Raw genomic sequence first — 22,449 nt, 5'->3', positions numbered from 1 at the left:
CGGGGTCGGCCGTCGTCCCCGGACGACGACAGCGCCGGGGGTGTCGCTCCTTCGAGCTGACACCCCCGGCGCCGTGACGGGCACTACTTGGTGTTGACGGTGATCTTCGCGACGCCGACGAGCAGGCCCTCCTTGACCGCGTCGGTGTTGAAGGTCTTGTTCAGCAGGGCCGCAGCGTCCGCCGAGACGTGCACCGTGGTGCCCTCGAGGATCGCGGTGTCGCCGGAGGTCTGCAGCGGCTTCAGGGTCGACCCGTCCAGGTCGAACAGGAAGGCCTGCTGGACGACGGGCGAGCCGTTCGCGGACACGTCGCCGTACAGCTTCGAGGTGCCGGGGTCGATCGTGAAGTTCGTCAGCTCGACGGTGGTCCCACCGGCGCTGAGCGAGAGGCCGGAGCCCTCGTGGTCGATCTCACCCTGGACGTACGGGCGGTAGGGCTGGTTCGGGTCGTAGTAGTCGACGTTGCCGCCCGTGATCGGGAAGCTCAGCACGCCGTCGGTGAGCGTCGCGGTGCCGACCACCCCGGGGGTGAGCCCGAGGGAGGTGAGGGCGTCGAGGAAGCCCTTGTCGACGGTGACCTGCGTCATCTTCCCGGTGAGCTCCGGGATCGACGCCACGGGCGTCGGGGTCGACGACGCGGACGGGCTGGACGCGCTCCCGGTGTCGGACGAGCTGGATCCCGAGCAGGCGGCGAGCGAGAACGCGAGGGCTCCCGCGGCAGCGGCTCCGATGACGGCCTTCGTGAAAGTACGCATTGTTGTCATTCCTCACTTCGTGTGGCGATTGCCGGACACCGGGGGTTCGCCGCCGTCGGTCCGTCAGAGGGGTCGGACCCGACATTTCCCAGCCCGTTTTCAGGTTGGGATCCGAATCCGTTCTGCACCGAACCGACGAGAGGGGGCGGACATGCGCGAACTGCTCCATCGCACGCGGATCGCACTCACGACGCCGTCGAGGACGCCTCGGATGGCGGTCGTCATCGGCAGACTGCTGGGAGCGGCGTTCCTGATCTGCTTCGCGACAGGTCTCTACAGCCACTTCCTCCAGGAGCCCCTGCCCGGGATGCGCTTCTCCCCCTCGCCGTCCTGGCTGTATCAGGTGACCCAGGGCATCCACGTGACGGCGGGCATCGCCTGCGTCCCGCTGATCCTCGGAAAGCTCTACGCGGTCTACCCGCAGCTCTTCCAGACTCCGCTCGTGCGCGGACCGCTGCACCTGCTCGAGCGCGCCTCGATCGCGCTGTTCGTCGGAGCCTCGCTGGTCGAGGTCGCGATCGGGCTGGTGAACACCTTCCAGTGGTACCCGTGGCCGTTCGGCTTCCGTGAGGTGCACTTCGCCCTCGCGTTCGTCGTGATCGGCTCGCTGGCGGTGCACATCGGCGTGAAGCTGCCCGTGATCGCCCGCTACTGGACGAGGCGGCGGGCGGAGTCCGCGGACGACGTGGAGCAGCCGACGGCGCCGGCTCGCGGCCTCACGGGGCGGGTCTTCCGCTGGATCGATGAGACCCCGCGCCGCTCCCCCGAGGTCTCACGACGCGGCTTCCTCACGGCGGTCGGGGCGTCCGTGGTGGGCGTCGTCGCGCTCACCGCCGGCCAGTCCTTCCGCGTCCTCGACCCGGTGAACGTGTTCGCCCCGCGCAAGCAGGGGTACGGGCCGCAGTCCCTCCCGGTGAACCGGACGGCCGAGCAGGCGCAGGTGAGCGCATCCGCTCTCGACCCGGGCTGGGCGCTCGTGGTCACCGCCGGCGCCACCACCAGAGCGTTCAGCCGAGCCGAGCTGCTCGCCCTCCCGCAGACCACCGCCGAGCTGCCGATCGCGTGCGTCGAGGGATGGAGCCAGACCGCCACCTGGACCGGCGTCCCGGTCCGCGTCCTGCTCGACGAGGTGGGCGCCGGCCCGGATGCGCCGGTGACGGTGACGAGCCTGGAGACCGAGGGCGCCTACCGGCAGACCCGGATGGGCGGCGAGTACTCCTCCGATCCCTCGACGCTCGTCGCTCTGCGACTGGGCGGAGCCGACCTCGACCTCCAGCACGGCTACCCGGCCCGCATCATCGCTCCCGGAAGGCCGGGAGTGCTCCAGACGAAGTGGCTCTCGCGGATCGAGGTGGACCCGGCATGAGGTGGGCGAGACGGATCCTCATCGCGGCGGGCGCCGCTGTCATCGCACTCGGAGCGGTGGTGCTGGCCGCCGAGCAGACGGTCCCGCAGATCGTCGGCGTGGGCGCGTGGCTGCTCGCCGCCATCGTGCTCCACGACGGCGTGCTCGCGCCCGTCGTCTTCGGCCTCGATCTGCTGCTGAGGCGCACGGGGCGACGGATCCGCCCCGTGTACCTCGTCGTCGCCCAGGTCGCCGTGGTGGTCGGGGCCGTGCTCACCCTCGTGATCGTGCCGGAGATCCGGGCGACCACGATCGGCAACCCCAACCCCACGGTCGTGCCGTTCGACTACGCCGCGCGACTGGCGTGGATGTGGGTCGCGCTCGCCGCGGTGACGGCCCTCGTCTGCCTGGCGATCGCCATGAGCACGCGGATAGCGTCCCGCCGCAGGCCGTGAGGGGCCCCCGACTCTCGCTGCCTTTGTGACCTCTCGCGGAGGCAAGGGCCACGCGAGAGGTTCAGGCAGCGAGGACGCCGGGCTGCTGTTCTCGCTCAGGCCGTGACGGGGATCTCGACGGCGCCGATCTCGCCGAGGGCACCCCGGAGGGCGGCCGCGAACCGGGTGCGGGGAGCCTCCGCCGCGATGCGGAGGGCGTCGTCGACGGTGTCGACGTCGTCGAGCTCGGGCAGCATCCGCACCCGGTGACCCGCAGTGCGGAGCCGCGCCAGCTGAGCCCGGCCGGTGAAGTCCTGCGACATCGGCACGCCGCGGATGAGGTCGCCGTCCGGCTCCCTCATGCCGAGCGCCCAGAACCCGCCGTCGAGCGCCGGACCGAACACGGAGTCGGCATCGTCCGGCCACCCGCGCAGGAGCGGCACCAGGTGTCTCGCCGAGACCTGCGGCGTGTCCATGCCGATGAGCACCATCGGCTCCCCGACGGCGTCGAACACGTCGCCGAGGCGGAGGTCGAGGGTGCCCGACGTCTGCGGCAGCACCTCCCAGTCGGCCGAGACGGGGGCGTTCTCCCCCGCGTACGCGAGGATCCGCCGAGTGAACGGGAGGCTCGTGATCACGTCGACCGTGTCCGCCAGGCTCGCGGCAGCGACCTCGGCCGCCTGCTCGAGGCTCAGCGGCGGGTTGAGTCGGGTCTTCACCCGGCCCGGAACGCACTCCTTGGCGATGACGACTGCGGCGACCACGGCGACCTCCTCGATGACTCCTGCATGGGTCATTCGCGGCGGAGGCCGAGTCGGATGGGGCGGAGGGCGATTCTGTTCAGCGTGCTCCCAGGAACCAGGAGCGTCCCCCGCGGACGACCGGTCCTGCTCAGCCCGCTCGGAGGAGCCGGGACATGTCGCGCACCGCTCCGATGGTCGGAGCCGCAGGGCCGACCGGCTCGCTCAGCCCGCCCTGAGGAGCCTCGACATGTCGCGCACCGCTCCGATCGTGCCGCGAACGGTGCCGGTGACCTTCGAGCGCCCCACGCGGGGCGCGTACGAGGTGTCCAGCTCGACGACACGCCATCCCGCCCGCGAGGCGCGCAGCAGCATCTCGAGCGGGTAGCCGCTGCGCCGGTCGAGGAGGTCGAGGCTCAGCAGGTCCTCCCGGCGCGCCACGCGCATCGGACCGAGGTCGTGCAGGCGCAGCCCCGTGGCGCGACGGATCAGACCCGCGAGACCTCGGTTGGCCACCCGAGCGTGCGGTGGCCAGGCGCCCCGCGCACTCGGTCGCCGGCGCCCCAGGACCAGGTCGGCGCGCCCGCCGGAGACGTACTCCACCAGGCGGGGCAGCTCAGCCGGGTCCATCGAGGCGTCCGCGTCGCAGAACGCCACGAGCGGAGCGGTGGCGGCGACGAGCCCCGCGTGAGCCGCCGACCCGAACCCCCTCCGGGTCTCGGTGACCACGGTGGCGCCGCGCTCGGCCGCCACCTCGGCGGTGCCGTCGGTGGACCCGTTGTCGACGACGATCGCGCGGTATCCGACGGGGAGCCTGCCGAGGACCCAGGGCAGCGCTCGTGCCTCGTCCAGCGCCGGGAGAATGACGTCGACGGTCGCGTCGGCCATCAGGCCGCCACCACCGCGGAGCGCAACGGCGCGCTCGCGAACTCGCGCATCCCGTCGTCGAAGGGCTCGGTGGCCGCCCAGCCGAGGTCGTCGGCGATCCTCTGCGATGAGGCGGTGATGTGGCGCACGTCGCCGAGGCGGTAGTCCCCCGTCACGACGGGCTCCGGTCCGCCGGCGGCCGCACTGAGCGCCGCCGCCACCTCGCCCACCGTGTGCACGTGACCGCTGCCGACGTTGTACGCCCGGAACGCGGCGGACGGGTGCCGCACGGCGTCGAGGGCGGCGACGTTCGCGCGGGCCACGTCACGGACGTGCACGAAGTCGCGCCGCTGCGCCCCGTCCTCGAACACACGTGGAGCCTCTCCCCGCTCGAGGGCGGACCGGAAGAGCGACGCCACTCCCGCATACGGCGTGTTCTGCGGCATGCCCGGACCGTAGACGTTGTGGTAGCGGAGCGCGATCACGGTACCGCCGACGGACCTGGCCCACGACGACGCCAGGTGCTCCTGGGCCAGCTTCGTGGTCGCGTACACGTTGCGGGGATCGAGCGGCGCGCTCTCGTCGACGAGGGTCGGCACGAGCGCGATCCCGGTCTCCGGGTCGCGCGGGTCGAAGCGCCCGGCGTCGAGATCGGCGACCGCCCGCGCGGGAGGACGGACCAGGCCGCGCGGACCGAGGTAGGCGCCCTCGCCGTAGACCACCATCGACGACGCCACGACGAGCGCGCGGACGCCCGCCTCGGCCATGCCGGCCAGGACGACGGCCGTGCCGGTGACGTTGCTCCCGGCGTAGTCGGGCGCATCCGAGAAGTCGACGCCGAGGCCGACCTTCGCGGCCTGATGGGACACCACGTCGACCCCGGCCAGGGCACCGGCGACGTCGTCTGGGTCGGTGACCGAGCCGACCACGAGCTCCGCCCGCGGGTCGACCGCGGGGAGCGCGGGGCCGTGCACGTCGGGGCGGAGGGAGTCGAGGATGCGCACGTCCCAGCCCGCGTCGAGGGCGGCGGTGACGATCTCCCCGCCGATGAAGCCCGCGCCGCCGGTGACGAGCAGCCTGGTCATGCGCTCTCGACCACCAGGATCGGGACGGACGTCGGCTGGTCCGATCCGCCGGCCGGCTCGACGGTCACGGCGATGGCGGCGCCGTGGGTCATCGAGCCGTCGAGCACGTGCCAGGTGGTGCCGTCGCCGGCCTGGAAGGTGCCCGCCGGAACGACCTCGTCGGAGCCGACGTACCAGGCCTCGTAGGTCCGGTCGCTCGGCAGGGCGCTCAGCCCGTCGACGAGCACGGCCGACTGCGCCATCGAGTCCGACCACACGACGGTCGCGGTGCTGCCGTCCTCCATGGTCGATCGGGCCGTCTTCGAGTCGGGTGCCGAGGTGATGGCGGCGAGCTGCTCCGCCGACGCCGTCACCGCGGACGTGTCGGTGACGGAGCTCGTGATCGCCGCACCCGCCACACCGCCGACCAGCAGCGCGGCCGCGGCGGCGACGCCGCCGAGCAGCAGCGCCGGACGCGAGAACCACCTGCGCTCCGCCCGGCGCTCAGCCTGGGAGGGCGATCCCGTGCGGGAGGACACCGTGGTCTCGTCCTCGATGCCGCCGGACGGCTCGGCGGCAGGCTCTCCGCCGAGCCGGGGGTCGTCCGCCTGGAGCGGGACGGAGTCGACGAGGCCCAGCCGGGCCAGGCCCGCGTCGGCTGACGGGGCGTCGGCTGCAGGGCTGTCGGGCTTGGGATCCCTCGACGCGTCCTCCGCCGCCGCGACCTCACGATCCGCGACCGGACGGTCCTGGGGCGTGAGGGCGATCTTCGCCATCAGGTCCGACTTGAGCGCCGCCGACGGCTCGACGGGAGCCGCGGCGAGACCGAGCATCCCCGCCGTCTCACGGAAGGCGTCGAGCTCCTCGCGCGCCACGGACGACCGGTCGGCGGCCCGCTCGACGGCGGCGGCCTCCTCGTGGTCGGTCGCGTCGAGCGCGTGCGCGGCGGCCGCGGCCGACCGGTCGAGGTCGTCACCGGGTCGCAGTCCATCGCCGGTCATGCCGTCACTCCCATCGCATCCCTGAGCCTGATCATCCCGTCGCGCAGCCGGGTCTTGACCGTGCCGACCGGCACGGAGAGCGTCGCGGAGATCTCGGTGTGGGTGAGACCGCCGTAGTAGGCCATCTCGATCGCCTGCCGCTGCAGCTCGGTGAGCTGCGCGAGCGCCCGCTTCACGCGCTCGTTCTCGATCCGGATCTCGGCCGACTCGGCGACGACGTCGTAGCCGCTCTCGAGATCTCGGATGCCGATGCGCTCATCGCGATCGTGGCTCGACTGGGAGGAGCGGATGCGGTCCACCGCCCTGCGGTGACCCATCGTGAGCAACCACGACATCGTGCTGCCGCGCGTCGCGTCGAAGCGCGGCGCGGTGCGCCAGACCTCCAGGAACACCTCCTGCGTCACCTCCTCCGATTGCGCGTGGTCGATCAGCAGACGCTGGACCAGGCCGAGCACCCGGGACGCCGTGCGGTCGTAGAGAGCGCTGAACGCCTCCTGGTCGCCCTGGGCGATCCCGGCCATCAGATCCTCGAGCGGCACCGCCACCGGATCCTCTGTCTGGCCGGGCGGTGGTTCTTCGCTGCTCACGATCCTCAGCATTGCAGGAAACCCTCCTGACCGTCGCGACCGGGTCGTGCTCCCGCGTCTTCATCAGGAGGTTCGGAGCGAGCCGCCCGGCGGATTGGTCACGGTCGGGGCCGGCGTGAGCCGGGCGGGCCGGGGCGCGAGCCGGCAGGCCGGGGTGCGGGCCGGCAGGCCGGGGCGCGTGCCGGCAGGCCGGGGTGCGGGCCGGTCAGGGAAGGAATGCGAGCACCACCCCGCCGGCCGCTCCGACGAGCACCACCGCCCACGCGGGCAGCCGGAAGGCGATGAGCAGCACGAAGCACACCAGGCCCAGGCAGAACTCCGCCGGTCCGACGATCGCGGTGGTGAAGACGGGCGAGTACAGCGCCGCGGCGAGGATGCCCACCACCGCCGCGTTCGCCCCGCGCATCAGCGCCTGAGCCCAGGTGCGCCGGCGGAAGCCGTTCCAGAACGGCAGCACCCCGGTGAGCAGCAGGAACCCGGGCAGGAAGACTCCGACGAGGGCGATGGCCGCACCCGCGACTCCCCCCGGACCCACGTCCGAGAGCGCCCCGAGGTAGGCCGAGAACGTGAACAGCGGACCCGGCACCGCCTGCGCTGCCCCGTATCCGGCCAGGAATTGGCCGTCCGAGACCCACCCCGTGTCGACCACTCCGGCCTGCAGCAGCGGCAGCACCACGTGTCCGCCGCCGAAGACGAGGGCGCCCGCCCGGTAGAACGCGTCGAACAGGTCGAGACCGCCCGACCCGGTCAGGGCGACGACCGCGGGCGTGCCCACGAGAAGCACCACGAAGAGCACCAGGCACGTCACCCCCGCCCACCGGGCGACGGGGAAGCGGACGAGATCGTCGGCCTCCGCGGGCGCCGCTCGGCACAGCAGGAGACCGGCGACCGCACCCACTACGATCGCCCCGATCTGCCCGAGGGAGCCGGCGAGCGCCGTGGCCAGGACCGCGGCGACGACGGCGATGCCGGCGCGCCGGGCGTCCGGCGTGAGCGTCCTCGCCATCCCCCAGACGGCCTGGGCGACGATGGCGACGGCGACGATCTTCAGGCCGTCCAGGATGCCGGCGCCCACCGGTCCCTCGAACAGCGCGGCGCCGTAGGCGAACGCGACCATCAGGATCGCGGACGGGAGCGTGAAGGCGAGGAACGCCGCGAGCGCGCCGAACGGACCCGCGCGCAGCAGGCCCAGTCCGAAGCCCACCTGGCTCGAGGCCGGCCCGGGCAGGAACTGGCAGAGGGCGACGAGGTCGCCGTACTCGCGATCGCCCAGCCACCGGCGCCGGGTCACGATCTCGTCGCGGAAGTAGCCGAGATGGGCGATTGGGCCGCCGAACGACGTGACCCCCAGGCGGAGGAAGACGCGGAAGACCTCCCACGGCGTTCCGGCGCGGGAGGCGGGGATGTCGTCGACGGCCGAGCTCACGCGCGAACCCTACCGGGTGGAGGTGTCCGGCCGGGGCTGATGTCGGCGTCGGGGGTGCGCGCCCGGGCCACGACCCGAGACGGCGCGCGCGCGAGCACCGCTACTCGTGCAGGGTGACGTGCTCGGCGAAGAGGCCCGGCCACGCCATGACCCCGTACGGCGTGCGCGAGCACCGCTACTCGTGGAGGGTGACGTGCTCGGCGAAGAGGCCCGGCCACGCCATGACCCCGTACGGCGTGCGCGCGAGCACCATCCGGCTGTGCGGCAGCAGCTCCGCCAGCGTGTTCGCCGTCTTGACCGGATGCGTGCGGTCGCCGGTCCAGGCCAGGATGAGCGTGGGCGTCTCGATCCTCTTGATCGCCTTCTTCGGCGGGAAGTCCGTCTTCGCGGCCCCTCGGAGCACGGTGGGCAGCAGATCCTCGGCCACGGTAGGGCGCGTGAGCGGCGCGTCGGCGAGGGCCGGCGGCACGGGCGCGGTGCTGCCCGACTCCACGAGCGCGACGGTCCCGAGGCGCTCGACCTGATCGGCGTTCCGGAGGTACACGGCCGCCTGCTCCTTGCGCCGCTTCCACGCCGTGGGCGGGGTCACCAGCGTGAGGGTGGCGAACCGCTCGGGATCCTGGACGGCCGCGTGGAGCAACGTGCCCGTGCCCATCGAGGGCCCGACCCCGTGCACCCGCTCCCCCGGAGCGATGTGGTCGAGGAGGGCGAGGAGGTCGCCCGCGAGGGCCTGCCATCCGTAGTCGCCCTTCGACGTGGACCCCGTCGAGCGTCCGTGCCCTCGGGCGTCGTAGCGGAGGATGCGATGGGCCCGCAACGAGCGGCCGAGGTCGAGCCCGAGCAGCGCGTCCCGTGTGCGACTGGACGTGAGTCCGTGCAGCTGCACCACGAGGGGCCCTTCGGATCCCTCGATCTCGTAGTCGATGGTCGCGCCGCGGACGTCGAGTACCGGCACACCGCCTCCGCAATCTGTTCGAAACCGTGGATCCCTACACTACGACGCCATGCGCCTCACCACCGTCGCCCAGATGTCGCTGTCGACCGGTCGACTGCACAGCCTGCGCCTCCGGGCGGTCGGCGATCCGGTCCGGGAGGTGCCCGTGTCGTTCGATCAGGGACGCCATGTCGGCGCCGGCGACCGGCCGGGGTCGTGGATGGCGCTGGCGTTCCGACTCCCCCGGCCGACGACCACGGCCGAGCTCGAGGCGGCGTGGCTGGAGGTCGTCGCCCGCCACGGCACCCTGCGCACGGTCTTCTCGCGGAGTGACGACGGCGCCCTGCGGCTCCACGAGACCGAGGTCGCCTCGGCAGGCTGGTCCGAGCATCCGGTCGGCGCCGGCGAGGACGCCCGGGCGGTGCTGCGCGCGGTGCTCGACACGGAGTGCCGGCCCTTCGCCGCGCCGTCCCACCTCGTGTGCCTCGTCGAGCCCGGGGACGGCGAGGCCGACCGCCGGCCGATGTGCGTCATCGCGTCGGACCACGCCCACGTCGACATGTGGTCGCTCGCCGTGCTCGGCCGCGATGTCCTGGGTCTGCTCGACCGGACGCTCCCTGCATCCGGCGAGGCGGGCGCCGCATCCGGCGAGGCGGGCGCCGTCCGGGACGACGGCCCGCCCTTCCCCGCCTTCGCGGAGCACACGGCGGCGCTCGAGGCGATGCCCCCGGCACCGGACGAGGTGCGACGGGACTGGGCCGCCGCGCTCGAGGACACCGGGGGCGTCATGCCCGCCTTCCCGCTCCCGCTCGGGACGCTGGCCGAACCGAGGGAGGCCGTGGTGGAGATCCGCGACGTGCTCGGTCCGGAGGAGCTGTCGCGGTTCGAGGCAGCTGCCCGGGCCCGCGGGGTCCGGGCGCTCTCGCTCGCCACCGCCTCGCTCGCCTCCGTCACCCGGCGCCTGGCCGACGCGCCACTGCGCGCGGTGTTCCCCGTGCACAGCAGGTTCGAGGAGCGCTGGCGCCACTCCGTCGGCTGGTTCATCACGAACTCGATCCTGGAGTGCGAGGACGCGGATCCCGTCGCCTGCGCGGCCGACGTCGCCCGGGCGATCACGCTCGGCGGGTACCCGCTCGCTCCGCTGCTGGCCCCGTACGGCGGGATGGTGGAGCCGCGGGGGATGTTCGCCCTGTCGTGGCTCGACGTCCGACGCCTGCCGGTCGCCCTGCCCGCCGAGCTCGAGGCGCAGTACGTCTCCGCGGTCATCTCGACCGACGCCGTCATGATCTGGTTCATCGTGAACACCTCCGGCATGCACCTCCGCTGCCGCTACCCCGACACCGAGGAAGCGCGCGACAGCCTCGGCCGCTGGCTCGACGCGCTCGAGACCGACCTGAAGGAGCACGCATGCGCATCCTGATCACCGGCGGCTCCGGCTCCCGCGGCACCCACCTCACCCGACGGCACACCATCCCCCTGGAGCACGCATGCGCATCCTGATCACCGGAGGCTCCGGCTTCCTCGGTACGCTCCTCGCCCGACGGCTCCTCTCGTCCGCCGTGGGCGTGGGCGGCGCGACGCCCGACGCGGTGTCCGGGCTCGTGCTGCTCGACGTGGTCCCGCCGCAGCCCGACCTCGCCGACGACCCGCGCGTCACCGCGGTGGTCGGGTCGCTCGACGATCCGGACGTCCTCGCGACGATCGGCGAGTCGGACGCGGTGGTCCACCTCGCGGGCGTGGTCAGCGGAGCGGCGGAGGCCGATCTCGACGCGGGGCTCCGCAGCAACCTCGACGGGCTGCGCGCCCTCCTCGACGCGGTGCGGACCTGGCGCACACCGCCCGTGCTGGTGTTCTCGAGCTCGCTCGCGGTGTTCGGGCGCGACCCCGCCCTGGCTCCGCTCGGCGTGATCGCCGACGACACCCTCCCGACCCCGCAGTCGAGCTACGGCATCCAGAAGCTGATCGGCGAGCACCTCGTGACCGACTACACCCGGCGGGGACTGGTGCGGGGGCGGAGCGTTCGTCTCATGACCGTGGCCGTCCGGCCCGGCAGGCCGAACGCAGCCGCGTCGAGCTTCCTCTCCGGGATCATCCGCGAGCCGCTCGCCGGGGTCCGGGCCGCCTGCCCCGTCGACCCCGACATGCCCGTCGCCCTGTCGTCGCCCTCCGCGACCCTCTCCGGGATACTGCGCGCCCTCGAGGTGACCGACGCCGAGTGGGGCAGCACGACGGCGATGTCGCTGCCCGCCCTGACGACGACCCCGCGCGAGATGGTCGCCGCGCTCGGCCGCATCGCCGGGCCCGAGGTCGCCTCCCTCGTCGACTGGATCCCGGACCCGGCCATCGAGGCGATCGTCGGCACCTGGCCCTCGCGCTTCTCCACCCCCCGCGCCGCGTCACTCGGCCTCTCCCCTGTCCCCTCCTTCGACGACGTCATCACGGAGTTCCTCTCCTGACGGCGCCGCCCTCCGTTTGCCTGGCCGAGCAGCCTGACGCCGCAGGCATCATGTCGCCACAGTCCCCGAACCCGCGAACATCCAGACCCCGATCCGCGAACGCCGAGCGTGCAGCAGGGTCCAGAGGGCAGCTACCGGCGCCTCCGGGCGTCCCACGCCACACCTTCGACGACCAGACAGCCCACGAATCCGACGACGCCGCTCACGAGGAGGAGTTTCGACCACGTGGCGCTGGACCGCGTCCATGCCGCAGCGGCGTAGGCGGCGGAGTCCGCGTACCCCAGGGTCCAGTCGGTCGACGCCGTCGATGCGGCGAACTCGAGGAGCATCCCGCCCACGATGCCGGAGATCGCGACCGCAGCGAGAGCGATCGAGAACGGATTGAGACGCGGACGCCTCCGTTCCGGAGCCGGCATCGGACCGTCGGACATCGTCATGCGGTCACGCTAGCGGAGCGGAGCTCGTCTCCGCCGCAGGGAGTCCCGCGTCCCCCCTCTGCGCGATCCGCTCACCGGAAGCGGAGGGTGCGCCGAGGCGGGGCCCGTACGATGTGCCCGTGACCGGCGACCTCCTCACACGCCGCGGGCCATCGCCCGCGGGTACGGCACGCCCTGGGCGCCGCAGCAGCCTGCTCGGCCTCGGCGTGGGGGTCGCCGCCCTCGCGGCCCTGATCGCGATCCGGACGGTGACCGCGGGCTGGGACGACCTGTCCCTGCCCGAGGCGCTCCGCGACTTCGTGACGCTGTCGACGAGCGTCATCATCGAGTCGCTGCCCTTCGTGTTCCTCGGCGTCCTGCTGTCGGTCGTCGTGCAGATCTGGGTGCCCGACCGGGTGATCCACCGCATCCTGCCCCGCAATCGCACCGCCCGCCGCGCCGTCCTCTCCCTTCTCGGCGTGCTCCTGCCCGTCTGCGAGTGCGGCAACGTGCCCCTGGCGCGCGGACTCGTGATCAAGGGCGTCGGCGTCCCCGAGGCGGCCACGTTCCTGCTGGCCGCCCCCATCCTCAACCCGGTCACGATCGTCACGACGTATCAGGCGTTCGGCTGGAACGACGGCATCCTGGCCGGGCGCATCGTGGGCGGCTTCGTCATCGCGAACCTCGTCGGCTGGCTGTTCAGCCGCCACCCCGAGCCCGAGCGGCTGCTCACCCCGGAGTTCTCGGCCTCGTGCCGGGTGCACCGCGACCATCCGGTCAGCGGCCGTCGGATGCGCCGCGCCGTCGCCGGCTTCGCGGAGGAGACCGCGACCATGCTGCCGGCTCTCGTGATCGGTTCGCTGATCGCCGGCGCCATCCAGGTCGGGGTCTCCCGAGACGTGCTCGGGGCGCTCGGCGCGAACCCGATCTGGTCGGTGCTGGCGCTCATGGCCCTCGCGTTCATCGTCGCGATCTGCTCCAACGTCGACGCCTTCTTCATCCTCGCCTTCGGCGCGACGTTCACGCCGGGATCGATCGTCGCGTTCCTCGTCTTCGGCGCGATGGTCGACGTGAAGATGATCGCGATGATGCGCACGACCTTCACGACGAGAGCCCTCGTCGTGCTCGTCAGCGTGGTGGCGCTCACCACGCTCGTCCTCGGATTCGGGGTGAACCTGCTTGTCTAGACTGCTCGACCGCTGGCGCGGCGTCGTCATCAGCCTGCTGGGCGTGGCCGCCATCCTCTGGCTCGCCGTCGACGGGAGCCTCGGCCTGTACATCCATCCCCGGTACTTCGTCTTCACGGTCGTCATGGCGGTGATCGCCGGCGTCGCCGTGATCGCCGCGTTCGCCCTCGTGCCGGCCCGCGGCGACGCCGACGACGAGCACGGGCACGACCACGAGCACGACCACGGCACCGGCGGTCGATCCCCCGTCCGGCGCGGACTGACGGCGGCGGGCACGCTGGTCGCCGTGGCGGTCGCCGCCGTCGTGCTCGTGGTGTTCCCGCCCTCGACGCTGTCGACGACCTCGGCGAGCACCGCCCAGCTCGACAACGCCACGACCGTGTCCGCCCCCTCGACCGAGCTGCTCACGGGCACCGACACGGCCACCTTCAGCGTGAAGGACTGGGCGTCGGTGCTCCGCCAGGGCGGCGACTTCGCCGACGGCCGGACGGCCGACCTGACCGGGTTCGTGATGGCCTCCCCCGACAGCCCCGACCTTCTCTACGTGGCGCGCTACGTGATCACCTGCTGCGCGGTCGACGCCCAGCCCGCGGGCGTGCCGGTCTACAGCCCGGGATGGCAGGACACCGTCCAGGAGGGAGCCTGGGTCCACGTCACCGGCGCCTTCTCGCCCAACCCGGTGTCGGCGAGCACCGCCGCCTACACGCTGACGCCGACCGTGCTCGAGCCGATCGACGAGCCGAGCGATCCGTATGACTACTGACCTCGTGACTACTGACCTCGTGACTACTGACCTCGCACGACCGCTGATCCGAGCCGCTGGACCGCGGACCCGCAGGGGCTGGTCGGGATGACCGCCGAGGAGAGGACGAGCAGACGCGGTTCCCGTGCCCCTCGGGGGCCGCACTTCACGACGACGGTCCTCGCGACGATCGGCATCCTGGCCGTGCTCGCGGCGGGGCTGGGCGTGGCGTCGGTGGTGCGCGGGCCCCGCGTCTCGTCCGGATCCGTCAACGAGACCGCCGCGGTGTCCCGAGCCGGCCAGCGGCTCACCCTCGACGTCGACCAGCGCACCGACGCCGTCACCCCCGACGACATCACCATCACGCCCGACGTCCCGTACTCGGTGGCGTCCGACGGGTCCAGCGTCGTCGTCACGTTCGACGGCATGCTCCGCTACGCGACGGAGTACACGGTGTCGGTGGCGCTGCGCGGCTCCGACACGGGCACCGAGGCGACGTCCTCGTACTCGTTCACCACTCCCGACGCCGACGTCTACACGCTGGTGCGCGACTACCGGCACGACGCCTCCGACGTGAAGATGCCGGACTCCATCGTGCGGAGCACCGTCGTCGACCCCTCCGGCTCGGGCGCAGCGCCGGCCACCGCGGAGCGCATCGAGGAGTTCGCGGCGACCGACAGCATGATCGCCACCGTCGAGTCCGCAGCGGACGGATCCGACTCGCTCGTCCTCCACGGCACCGACGGGGCGGGGCCGTACCCGGTGTTCACCCCGGACGGAGCGATCATCACCACCCTGCGCTCCGCGCCCTCGGCGGGCCTGTTCGGCTACACCGTCAACGGCGGAACCGCCGACGATGGCAGCACCTACCGCAGCGCCCTCCTCGTCTACGACCCCACGGCCTCCTCCGGACGACCCGTGGTCGTGACCTCGCTCGACGGCCAACCGCTCTACGTGGTGTCCTGGGCCTTCGTCCCGGGCACGTCGAGCCTGGTGGCCCAGGCCCAGGACCAGCAGCTCTACCTGGTCGACGGGCTCACCGGGACCTCGTCGCCGATCGGGCGCCACACCGAGATCCGCGGCTTCCTGCCGGGGTCCGCCACCCTCATCGTCGGCGACCCGGAGGGAGACTCCGCGATCGACCTCACCGACGGCGCCACGACGCCCTGGACGAGGACGCCGATCCAGGCCGAACCCGACGAGTATCCCGGGAAGATCGTCCCCACGGGGGCCGACCAGTACGTGCAGCAGCTGGATCGGGTCGACTACGCGCAGTCCACCGCGCCGCTCGGGTCCAGGTTGGTGTCCGCCGGCCCCGAGGGCGTGCGCACCGTGTTCGCCCCGCCCACGGAAGGATCGCGCATCACCGACTTCTGCGCCTCCCCCAACGGCCAGTACCTCGCCGTCGAGGTGGTGTCGAAGGACGCCCGCGTCGACACGTACACCGTGACGGGCTACGAGAACGTGCTGACGTACTTCGTCGACCTGACCACGGGCGACTCCTCGCGCTCGGTGAACGGCTTCATGCCGAGCTGGTGCACCTGAGATCCGTCCTCGATTTGAGAACGGTTATCATTACCGTCTAGGCTGACGGCATGAAGTCTCGTCCCGTCGTCGTCGCCACCGGCGCGCTCGCCGCCATCGCCCTGCTGTCCGCCTGCTCGTCCACCCCCTCCTCGACGAGTCCGTCCGCGTCCGCCGGGGCCGGAACCCTCAGCGTGGTCGCCTCCACGAACGTGTACGGCAGCATCGCCCAGGCGATCGGGGGCGAAGACGTCCAGGTCACGAGCATCATCGACGACCCGGCCCAGGACCCCCACGAGTACGAGGCCACGGCCCGCGACCAGCTCGCCCTCTCCGAGGCCACCGTGGTGATCGAGAACGGCGGCGGATACGACCCCTTCGTCGACTCCATGCTGTCCTCGGCGGGGAACACGGGGGCGGTCGTCCTGAACGCCGCCGAGATCTCGGGCCTGATGCCCACCGAGGGCGCGGACGCGGGCGACGACGCCTCCCACACCGACGATCCCTCCCACACCGAGGATGCCGACCACACGCACGGTGCCGACGACGGTGACGGCCACGATCACGTCGAGGGGTTCAACGAGCACGTCTGGTACAGCTTCCCGGCCATGGACGCGCTCGCCAAGCAGCTCGCGCAGGCGCTGAGTGACGCCGACCCCGCCGACGCGGCGACGTTCCAGGCCAACTACGAGACCTTCTCCGGGCAGCTCGCGACGCTGACGACGAGCGTCGAGGACATCAAGGCCAAGCACAGCGGTGAGGGAGTGGCGATCACCGAGCCCGTGCCGCTCTACCTGCTCGAGGCCGCGGGCCTGGTCAACAAGACCCCGGAGGAGTTCAGCGAGGCCATCGAGGAGGGCACCGACGTGCCGCCCCTCGTCCTGCAGGAGACGATCCAGCTCATGACCGACAAGGCGGTCGCGATGCTCGCCTACAACGAGCAGACCGTCGGGGGCGAGACCCAACAGGTCGCCGACGCCGCGACCGCGGCGGGCATCCCGGTGGTCGGCTTCACCGAGACGCTTCCCGACGGGGACGACTACATCTCGTGGATGACCGCCAACGTCAAGGCCGTCGCCGACGCCCTGACGTAGCGCGGCGCTCCACCCCTGCCGCCTCCCGATGCGGCAGAGGCCACGGACCTCCCTCGCGGCGTAGGCTTGACTCGTGCACATCTCCGAGACGAAGCCCTCGCGGCAGAGGGAGGTCTTCGGCGCGTTCGGCGCCGACCCGAGGTAGTCCCGTCTGACCCTGAACCCCGCCCGCTCCTGGAGCCAGGCGCGGGCTTCTTCCAGACGCAAGGAACCTCATGCACACCCTCACCGAGCGCGACATCCGCGCCAGTCTCATCAACGTCTCCCAGCGCGAGCGCGCCTCGCTGCTCCTGCCCGCCCTCGACGAGCTCCCGTGGGATCGCCTCGACTACCTCGGATGGCGCGACCGCAAGCAGCCGATGGTCGGCTGCGTGATCACCCTCCTCGACGACGAGCCCACCGGGATCGTCCTCCGGCAGTCGGAGGGACGCATCCGAGCGCGCCCGCAGTGCTCGTGGTGCGAGGACGTCACCCTCCCCAACGACGTGGTCATGTTCAGCGCCCGACGCGCGGGCAAGGCGGGTCGCAACGGCGACACCGTCGGCACCCTCGTCTGCGCTGAGTTCCAGTGCCCGGCGAACGTGCGCAGGCCGGCGCCTCCCGCGTACATCGGGTTCGATCAGGCGGCCGAGCGCGAGCGCCGCATCCAGGCGCTCCGCGTGCACGTCGACAACTTCGTGCGCGACATCCGCGACTCCGCCTGAGGCATCCCCGGTCGGTCGCGGTGTCGGACCGGCCCGGTTGTCGGGGGTCATGTGTACGCTGTTCACATGACCCCCGACGACGAGCGGGCGACCGCGGATCCGCCCACCGCGCCCGCGATCGCACCCGCGTGGAAGGGCAACGTCGGGCTGTTCCTGAGCGGGCAGACCGTCTCACTGTTCGGCTCCATGATCGTCCAGTACGCGGTGATGTGGTACGTCACGCTCGAGACGAAGTCGGGCCTGGCGGTGGCGCTCTACGCCCTCGCCGCCTTCGCCCCCCAGGGCGTCGTCTCCCTCTTCGGCGGCACGCTCGCCGACCGGATGAACCGGCGCGTCCTCGTGATGCTCTCCGACGGGGCCATCGCCGTCACCACGCTCGCCCTCGCCCTGCTCATGCTCGCGGGCGTCACCGATCTCTGGATCATCCTGCTCGCCGTCGGCGTGCGCTCGGTCGGCGCCGGGTTCCAGACCCCCGCGGTGCAGGCGATGATCCCGCAGATCACCCCGCCGGATCAGCTGATGCGCGTGAACGGCCTGTTCGGGACGATCCAGTCCGCGATGACCCTGCTCGCGCCTGCCGCGGCCGGGGCGGTGTTCGGGTTGTTCGGCATCGTCCCTGCCTTCTTCATCGACGTCGTCACCGCGGCGATCGGCATCGGACTGCTCGCCCTCGTCCGGGTCCCGACCCTGGAGCGGGTCGCCGAGCGCCGGACGTCGTACCGGACCGACCTCGTGGAGGGCATGCGCTTCATCTGGAGCAACGGCGTCGTGCGCTGGCTCCTCGTCGTGTTCGCCATCATCTTCCTCCTGACGGTCGCCCCGTCCTTCATCACCCCGCTCATGGTCGCGCGCACGTTCGGCGAGGAGGCGTGGATGCTGACCGTGCTCGAGCTCGCCTTCGGGCTCGGCATGCTCGCGGGTGGCGTTCTGGTCTCGACGGTGCTCGCCAAGCGCCCGCCCATGACGCTCATCCTGATCTCGACGTTCGGGTTCGCCGTCCTCACCGTCGGCATGGGGCTCAGCCCCACGCTCCTCGTGTTCTACGTGCTGATGTTCCTGTTCGGGTTGCTGGTGCCCTGGTTCTCGGCCCCCTTCATGACGCTGATCCAGGAGACGGTGAGGCCCGAGATGCACGGCCGGGTGTTCAGCTACGTCAGCATCGTGATGGCCCTGGCCACCCCGGCCGGCATGCTGGTGTTCGGGCCGGCCGCCGATGTCGTCAGCGTCCAGACGCTGCTCGTCGTCGCCGGGGCGCTGACCATCGTCACGGTCGTCATCGCGATCCTGCTGCCCTCGGGCCGTGCGGCGCTCCGAGCCGCGCGCGCCGCCCCGGCCGGGTCGGGCGACGGGGCGTAGCACGCCGCGTCGGGTCCAGCTCCTCGTCGGACAGCGCTGCTAGGGTGACCCCGACCGACCCGAGCCCGACCTGACGAGAAGGATCCCTTCACGTGACCTCAGACACCATCGGCGAGACGGTCGTGCTCGACGAGGTGGTCCGCATCCAGGACTACTTCGTCACCCGCACCACGCTCCTCATCGCCTCGCGGGCCGAACCGCGCGAGTGGCAGGCGGTCTTCGAGGCGGCTCAGCGGGCGTCGGGCGACGACTGGCGCTCCCGCGACGGTCTGCTGTTCGACGTCACGCTCGCGCGCTGGGTGATCGCGACCCAGCGCATCACCGGTGAGGGGTGGAAGGGCGCGCGGACCGCGGCCACCGCGTTCACGGAGGCGGTCTCCGCAGGCGCGGCGCCGGCCGCGCGGTCGATGTGGAAGGCCGAGTTCCTCGCCGGGCCGACGAGGCTCACGATCAGGCTCCTCGAGCAGATCTACTTGCTCGACGCCGCCTCGCACGCCACGCCCGCGCTCGAGCAGCTCCCCGCGGCGTACCCGTCGGTGGTCACCCCGGGCGACATCCCCGAGGACTGATCCGCGCCGCGAGCGGCGGGCGTCCCGTCGCCGTCCCTCCGCGCCCGCGACGCCACGGGGACGGCGTCAGTCCGCGGCCGCGAGCTGACCGCAGGCGCCGTCGATCTCCTTGCCGCGGGTGTCGCGGATGGTCGTCGGCACCCCCGCATCCACGAGCCGTCGAACGAACTCGGCCTGAGCGGCGGGCTCCGAGGCGGTCCAGATCGACCCGGGAGTGGGGTTGAGCGGGATGGGGTTGACGTGCACCCAGCCGCGGCCGCGGGCGTTCAGCTTCTCCGCGAGGAGCTCGGCGCGCCAGCCGTGGTCGTTCATGTCCTTGATGAGCGCGTACTCGATGGAGACGCGACGGCCGGTGGCGTCGAAGTAGGCGCGGGCCGCATCCAGTGCCTCGTCGACCTTCCAGCGCGAGTTCACCGGGATGAGCTCGTCGCGCAGCTGGTCGTCGGGCGCGTGGAGGGAGAGGGCGAAGGTGACCGGGATGTCCTCCGCGGCGAGCTTCTTGATGGCCGGGACGAGGCCCACCGTGGAGACGGTGATCCCGCGGGCGCTCATCCCCAGCCCCTCGGGCTGGGGGGCGATCATCGTGCGCACGGCCTGGACGACGCGAGCGTAGTTGGCCAGCGGCTCCCCCATCCCCATGAAGACGATGTTGCTCACGCGCTCGGGCGTCGTCTCGCCGCGCTTCTTGCCCCCGAGCTCGCCCGCCGCGAGGGCGCGGTTGGCACGCACGATCTGGTCGACGATCTCCGCCGTCGACATGTTGCGCGTGAGACCCGCTTGGCCGGTGGCGCAGAACGGGCAGTTCATGCCGCATCCGGCCTGCGACGAGATGCAGAGCGTGATGCGGCCCGGGTAGCGCATGAGCACCGACTCGACCAGCGCTCCGTCGTGGAGGCGCCAGAGGAACTTGATCGTGTCGCCCCGATCGGTCTCGAGCCGCCGCACCTCGGTGAGGAGCGGCGGGAGGAGCCCCGCGACGAGCTCCTCGCGGCCCGCCGCCGGGAGGTCGGTCATGTCGTCGGGATCGGAGGTGTAGTGCGTGAAGTAGTGGGTGGCCAGCTGCTTGGCCCGGAAGCCGGGCAGCCCGAGCTCCTTGATGCGCTCCACGCGCTCGGCGGCGGTGAGGTCGGCGAGGTGCACGGGCGGCTTGCCGCGCTTGGGCGACCCGAACTGCAGGAGGGGGCGGCCCTCGGCATCGAGCTTCTGCGACCACCCCTCGGTGGCCGGGCGCACCTGGCGCACGGGCGTGGAGGTGATCTCGGTCATGCTCTCGAGGGTACGCGATGCAACCCGCGCATCAGCTCCATCGCGTATGCACAGAACTTGTGCACACTTTCTCTGCATGACAGGGTGGAGGCATGAGCGACACCGACTACACCGGCATGCGGCTGGACGAGAAGGCGGTGCGCGTGCTCGCGCACCCTCTGCGGTCGCGGCTCCTGGGCTCACTCCGCCTGCACGGACCGGCGACGGCGACCGAGCTGGCCGAGCAGCTCGGGACGAACACGGGGGCCACGAGCTACCACCTCCGCGCGCTCGAGGGTGTCGGGCTGGTGGTCGACACCGACGAGGGTGTGGGCCGGCGTCGCCTCTGGCGAGCCAGCACCGACTTCCACTCCTGGACCGAGTCCGACTTCGCCGACGACGAGGATGCGCGCACCGCCCTCGGCTGGCTGCAGCGTGACTGGGTCAGGCAGCTCGCCGGGCGCGCCGAGCGGTGGCTCGACGCCGCCGACGCCTGGCCCGCCGACTGGGTCGACGCGATGGGCCTCGACGACAGCGTGGTCCTCGTCGACGACGCCGCTGCGGCGGAGCGCCTCCGTGCCGAGCTCGGCGCCATCCTCGACCGGTACCGGAGCAGTGAGAACCCCGAGGCGCGGCGCATCCACGTGCATCAGTTCCTCAGCCCGATCGACCTCGATCCGCCGATCGAGTCACCGCAGCCGCGCGACCGATGAGCGCCCTCTCGGCCCGATCGCTCGAACGCCGGTTCCTCCTCCTCACCAGCACACGGTGGCTGCAGGTGGGCGTCGTCTTCGGTCTGACGATCCTGCTGGCGCTGCAACGCGGGCTCTCCATCGCCGAGGTCGGCGTGCTGCTGTCGATCCAGGGCTTCGTCGTACTCGCGCTCGAGCTCCCGAGCGGCAGCCTCGCCGACTCCCTCGGGCGGCGTCCGGTGCTGCTCCTCGCCGCGATCGCGGCGATCGCCGCCACGGTCCTCGTCGTCATCGCGACCGACTTCGTCGGCTTCGCGCTCGCCCTGCTGGTGCAGGGGGTGTTCCGCGCTCTCGACTCCGGCCCCCTCGAGGCCTGGTTCGTCGACGCCCTCGGCCCGGACGTCGCGCCGGTCCGCGTCGCACGGTCCCTCGGCCGGGGATCGACGGTGCTCGGTGCGTCGATCGCCGTCGGCTCCGCGGCCGGCGGGCTGCTGGTCTGGTGGGCCCCGGTACCGGGGCTGGACCCGCTCGTCCTCCCGTTCCTCGTCGCCCTCGCGATCGAGACCGTCCACCTCGTCCTGCTGGCCGTCCTGGTGGACGAACCGCGCGTCCGGCGAGCACGACCTGCACCGCCGGCCCGAACGGATCACCTCCCGAGCGGCCGCGCGTCGCCGTGGACGACGCTGAGGGCCGCGATCCGAGTGGTCGCCCGCGACCGTGTGCTGCGCTGCCTCGTCCTGGTCGAGGTCGCCTGGGCCCTGGCGATGATCGGGTTCGAGACGCTGACGCCGATCCGGCTCGCCGAGCTGACCGACGCCGTCGATGCCGCCGCGATCTTCGGACCGGTGTCGGCCGTGGCCTGGGGTGTCTTCGCCGCGGGGTCGGCGCTCTGCGCGTTGCTCGTCCCGCGCCTGGGCGTGGTCCGGGTCGCCATCGCGGCGCGCATCCTGAACGGCGTCTTCGTCGCCGTGATGGGACTCCTGGCCGGCGTCGTCGGACTGCTGGTCGGGTACTGCCTCGCCTACCTCGCGCACGGTGCAGCCGGACCGGCCCACAACGCTCTCCTGCACCAGCGGGCGGATGCCCGCACCCGGGCCACCGTGCTGTCGGTGAACTCCCTTGTGGCGGGAGGCAGCACGAGCCTGCTGCTGCTCGTCGTGCTGCCGCTCTCCGAGGGTATCGGGACGGCACCGGTGCTCGTGGCCGTGGGTCTGGCGAGCACGCTGGGCGCGCTGCTGTACCTGCCCGCGCGGGAGAGGGCCGGGCGGCGCGGCACGTGAGTGCCGGCCGCCCGACCGTCGGATCGTCCGC

At 72.2% G+C, this 22,449-nt stretch carries 23 protein-coding genes; 13 read left to right on the top strand and 10 right to left on the bottom strand.

All coding sequences use genetic code 11. The features are described from left to right. Positions 1-83: 83 nt before the first annotated feature. Positions 84-755, bottom strand: a complete 672-nt coding sequence (locus tag IEX69_RS01395; protein ID WP_085019359.1) for a hypothetical protein — start codon at positions 753-755, stop codon at positions 84-86. Positions 756-906: 151 nt separating this feature from the next. Between IEX69_RS01395 and IEX69_RS01390 the strand changes: the two genes are divergently transcribed. Both IEX69_RS01390 and IEX69_RS01385 read left to right on the top strand, forming a co-directional pair. Then, entirely contained in the window at positions 907-2,121 is a 1,215-nt protein-coding gene (locus IEX69_RS01390) for a molybdopterin-dependent oxidoreductase (RefSeq protein WP_085019358.1), read from the top strand. Next, positions 2,118-2,555 carry a hypothetical protein gene (locus tag IEX69_RS01385; RefSeq protein ID WP_085019357.1) on the top strand — a complete coding sequence of 146 codons (438 nt, stop codon included), beginning with the start codon at positions 2,118-2,120 and terminating at the stop codon, positions 2,553-2,555. The genes IEX69_RS01390 and IEX69_RS01385 overlap by 4 nt, the downstream gene beginning before the upstream one ends. Positions 2,556-2,650: 95 nt before the next feature. On the opposite strand, the gene IEX69_RS01380 is transcribed toward IEX69_RS01385, so the two are convergent. The 7 genes from IEX69_RS01380 to IEX69_RS01350 form a co-directional block, all read right to left on the bottom strand. Then, the gene (locus tag IEX69_RS01380; RefSeq protein ID WP_085019356.1) at positions 2,651-3,298 is read right to left on the bottom strand and encodes a TIGR04282 family arsenosugar biosynthesis glycosyltransferase; all 648 of its coding nucleotides are present in this window, start codon (positions 3,296-3,298) and stop codon (positions 2,651-2,653) included. A gap of 201 nt (positions 3,299-3,499) precedes the next feature. Next, entirely contained in the window at positions 3,500-4,162 is a 663-nt protein-coding gene (locus IEX69_RS01375; protein WP_085019355.1) for a glycosyltransferase family 2 protein, read from the bottom strand. Beyond that, positions 4,162-5,226 (bottom strand): NAD-dependent epimerase/dehydratase family protein, encoded by a 1,065-nt coding sequence (locus IEX69_RS01370; RefSeq protein WP_085019354.1) that lies wholly within the window; start codon positions 5,224-5,226, stop codon positions 4,162-4,164. Before IEX69_RS01370 ends, IEX69_RS01375 begins: the two co-directional genes overlap by 1 nt. Next, positions 5,223-6,206, bottom strand: coding sequence for an anti-sigma factor (locus IEX69_RS01365; protein ID WP_085019353.1), 984 nt, complete (start codon positions 6,204-6,206; stop codon positions 5,223-5,225). Before IEX69_RS01365 ends, IEX69_RS01370 begins: the two co-directional genes overlap by 4 nt. Then, complete coding sequence (locus tag IEX69_RS01360; RefSeq protein WP_085019352.1) at positions 6,203-6,805, bottom strand: sigma-70 family RNA polymerase sigma factor; 603 nt, start codon at positions 6,803-6,805, stop codon at positions 6,203-6,205. Before IEX69_RS01360 ends, IEX69_RS01365 begins: the two co-directional genes overlap by 4 nt. 193 nt (positions 6,806-6,998) lie before the next feature. Next, positions 6,999-8,219, bottom strand: coding sequence for a chromate efflux transporter (gene chrA / locus IEX69_RS01355; RefSeq protein ID WP_085019351.1), 1,221 nt, complete (start codon positions 8,217-8,219; stop codon positions 6,999-7,001). Between the two features lie 175 nt (positions 8,220-8,394). After that, the gene (locus IEX69_RS01350; protein ID WP_085019350.1) at positions 8,395-9,174 is read right to left on the bottom strand and encodes an alpha/beta fold hydrolase; all 780 of its coding nucleotides are present in this window, start codon (positions 9,172-9,174) and stop codon (positions 8,395-8,397) included. A gap of 49 nt (positions 9,175-9,223) precedes the next feature. On the opposite strand from IEX69_RS01350, the gene IEX69_RS01345 reads away from it, so the two are divergent. Continuing rightward, the gene (locus IEX69_RS01345) at positions 9,224-10,573 is read left to right on the top strand and encodes a condensation domain-containing protein (protein ID WP_085019349.1); all 1,350 of its coding nucleotides are present in this window, start codon (positions 9,224-9,226) and stop codon (positions 10,571-10,573) included. Between the two features lie 67 nt (positions 10,574-10,640). After that, positions 10,641-11,609 (top strand): D-erythronate dehydrogenase, encoded by a 969-nt coding sequence (gene denD / locus IEX69_RS01340; RefSeq protein ID WP_085019348.1) that lies wholly within the window; start codon positions 10,641-10,643, stop codon positions 11,607-11,609. Positions 11,610-11,740: 131 nt separating this feature from the next. Here the strand turns inward: denD and IEX69_RS01335 are convergent, their stop codons facing one another. Continuing rightward, complete coding sequence (locus tag IEX69_RS01335) at positions 11,741-12,046, bottom strand: hypothetical protein (RefSeq protein WP_085019347.1); 306 nt, start codon at positions 12,044-12,046, stop codon at positions 11,741-11,743. A gap of 119 nt (positions 12,047-12,165) precedes the next feature. On the opposite strand from IEX69_RS01335, the gene IEX69_RS01330 reads away from it, so the two are divergent. From IEX69_RS01330 to IEX69_RS01300, 7 genes are all read left to right on the top strand, one after another. Beyond that, positions 12,166-13,212, top strand: a complete 1,047-nt coding sequence (locus IEX69_RS01330) for a permease (RefSeq protein ID WP_085019346.1) — start codon at positions 12,166-12,168, stop codon at positions 13,210-13,212. Continuing rightward, complete coding sequence (locus IEX69_RS01325; protein ID WP_085019345.1) at positions 13,205-13,975, top strand: TIGR03943 family putative permease subunit; 771 nt, start codon at positions 13,205-13,207, stop codon at positions 13,973-13,975. The genes IEX69_RS01330 and IEX69_RS01325 overlap by 8 nt, the downstream gene beginning before the upstream one ends. Positions 13,976-14,062: 87 nt before the next feature. Continuing rightward, complete coding sequence (locus tag IEX69_RS01320) at positions 14,063-15,499, top strand: hypothetical protein (RefSeq protein WP_085019344.1); 1,437 nt, start codon at positions 14,063-14,065, stop codon at positions 15,497-15,499. Between the two features lie 50 nt (positions 15,500-15,549). Next, on the top strand, positions 15,550-16,572 hold the full coding sequence (locus IEX69_RS01315) for a metal ABC transporter substrate-binding protein (RefSeq protein ID WP_085019343.1): 1,023 nt from the start codon (positions 15,550-15,552) through the stop codon (positions 16,570-16,572). Between the two features lie 215 nt (positions 16,573-16,787). Continuing rightward, entirely contained in the window at positions 16,788-17,276 is a 489-nt protein-coding gene (locus IEX69_RS01310) for an FBP domain-containing protein (RefSeq protein ID WP_085019342.1), read from the top strand. A gap of 66 nt (positions 17,277-17,342) precedes the next feature. Continuing rightward, entirely contained in the window at positions 17,343-18,632 is a 1,290-nt protein-coding gene (locus IEX69_RS01305) for an MFS transporter (protein WP_085019341.1), read from the top strand. Positions 18,633-18,724: 92 nt separating this feature from the next. Beyond that, positions 18,725-19,201, top strand: a complete 477-nt coding sequence (locus tag IEX69_RS01300) for a hypothetical protein (protein WP_085019340.1) — start codon at positions 18,725-18,727, stop codon at positions 19,199-19,201. A gap of 66 nt (positions 19,202-19,267) precedes the next feature. Here the strand turns inward: IEX69_RS01300 and rlmN are convergent, their stop codons facing one another. Next, the gene (gene rlmN / locus IEX69_RS01295) at positions 19,268-20,467 is read right to left on the bottom strand and encodes a dual-specificity RNA methyltransferase RlmN (protein ID WP_085019339.1); all 1,200 of its coding nucleotides are present in this window, start codon (positions 20,465-20,467) and stop codon (positions 19,268-19,270) included. Between the two features lie 92 nt (positions 20,468-20,559). Here rlmN and IEX69_RS01290 point away from each other — a divergent pair, with 92 nt between their 5' ends. Both IEX69_RS01290 and IEX69_RS01285 read left to right on the top strand, forming a co-directional pair. After that, complete coding sequence (locus IEX69_RS01290) at positions 20,560-21,159, top strand: ArsR/SmtB family transcription factor (protein ID WP_085019338.1); 600 nt, start codon at positions 20,560-20,562, stop codon at positions 21,157-21,159. Then, positions 21,156-22,418: an MFS transporter gene (locus IEX69_RS01285; protein ID WP_085019337.1), complete on the top strand. Its 1,263-nt coding sequence runs from the start codon at positions 21,156-21,158 to the stop codon at positions 22,416-22,418. Before IEX69_RS01290 ends, IEX69_RS01285 begins: the two co-directional genes overlap by 4 nt. The last annotated feature ends 31 nt before the right edge of the window (positions 22,419-22,449 follow it).

The sequence above is a fragment of the Cnuibacter physcomitrellae genome (assembly GCF_014640535.1).
In the GTDB taxonomy this organism is placed as follows: Bacteria; Actinomycetota; Actinomycetes; order Actinomycetales; family Microbacteriaceae; genus Cnuibacter; species Cnuibacter physcomitrellae.
This window is presented reverse-complemented; position numbering and strand designations above follow the sequence as displayed.

Coding starts and splice junctions, on each gene's coding strand:
- IEX69_RS01395 (WP_085019359.1), bottom strand. CDS start 755: ATGCGTACTTTCACGAAGGCCGTCATCGGAGCCGCTGCCGCGGGAGCC.
- IEX69_RS01390 (WP_085019358.1), top strand. CDS start 907: ATGCGCGAACTGCTCCATCGCACGCGGATCGCACTCACGACGCCGTCG.
- IEX69_RS01385 (WP_085019357.1), top strand. CDS start 2,118: ATGAGGTGGGCGAGACGGATCCTCATCGCGGCGGGCGCCGCTGTCATC.
- IEX69_RS01375 (WP_085019355.1), bottom strand. CDS start 4,162: ATGGCCGACGCGACCGTCGACGTCATTCTCCCGGCGCTGGACGAGGCA.
- IEX69_RS01370 (WP_085019354.1), bottom strand. CDS start 5,226: ATGACCAGGCTGCTCGTCACCGGCGGCGCGGGCTTCATCGGCGGGGAG.
- IEX69_RS01365 (WP_085019353.1), bottom strand. CDS start 6,206: ATGACCGGCGATGGACTGCGACCCGGTGACGACCTCGACCGGTCGGCC.
- IEX69_RS01360 (WP_085019352.1), bottom strand. CDS start 6,805: ATGCTGAGGATCGTGAGCAGCGAAGAACCACCGCCCGGCCAGACAGAG.
- IEX69_RS01345 (WP_085019349.1), top strand. CDS start 9,224: ATGCGCCTCACCACCGTCGCCCAGATGTCGCTGTCGACCGGTCGACTG.
- denD (WP_085019348.1), top strand. CDS start 10,641: ATGCGCATCCTGATCACCGGAGGCTCCGGCTTCCTCGGTACGCTCCTC.
- IEX69_RS01335 (WP_085019347.1), bottom strand. CDS start 12,046: ATGACGATGTCCGACGGTCCGATGCCGGCTCCGGAACGGAGGCGTCCG.
- IEX69_RS01320 (WP_085019344.1), top strand. CDS start 14,063: ATGACCGCCGAGGAGAGGACGAGCAGACGCGGTTCCCGTGCCCCTCGG.
- IEX69_RS01315 (WP_085019343.1), top strand. CDS start 15,550: ATGAAGTCTCGTCCCGTCGTCGTCGCCACCGGCGCGCTCGCCGCCATC.
- IEX69_RS01310 (WP_085019342.1), top strand. CDS start 16,788: ATGCACACCCTCACCGAGCGCGACATCCGCGCCAGTCTCATCAACGTC.
- IEX69_RS01305 (WP_085019341.1), top strand. CDS start 17,343: ATGACCCCCGACGACGAGCGGGCGACCGCGGATCCGCCCACCGCGCCC.
- rlmN (WP_085019339.1), bottom strand. CDS start 20,467: ATGACCGAGATCACCTCCACGCCCGTGCGCCAGGTGCGCCCGGCCACC.
- IEX69_RS01290 (WP_085019338.1), top strand. CDS start 20,560: ATGAGCGACACCGACTACACCGGCATGCGGCTGGACGAGAAGGCGGTG.
- IEX69_RS01285 (WP_085019337.1), top strand. CDS start 21,156: ATGAGCGCCCTCTCGGCCCGATCGCTCGAACGCCGGTTCCTCCTCCTC.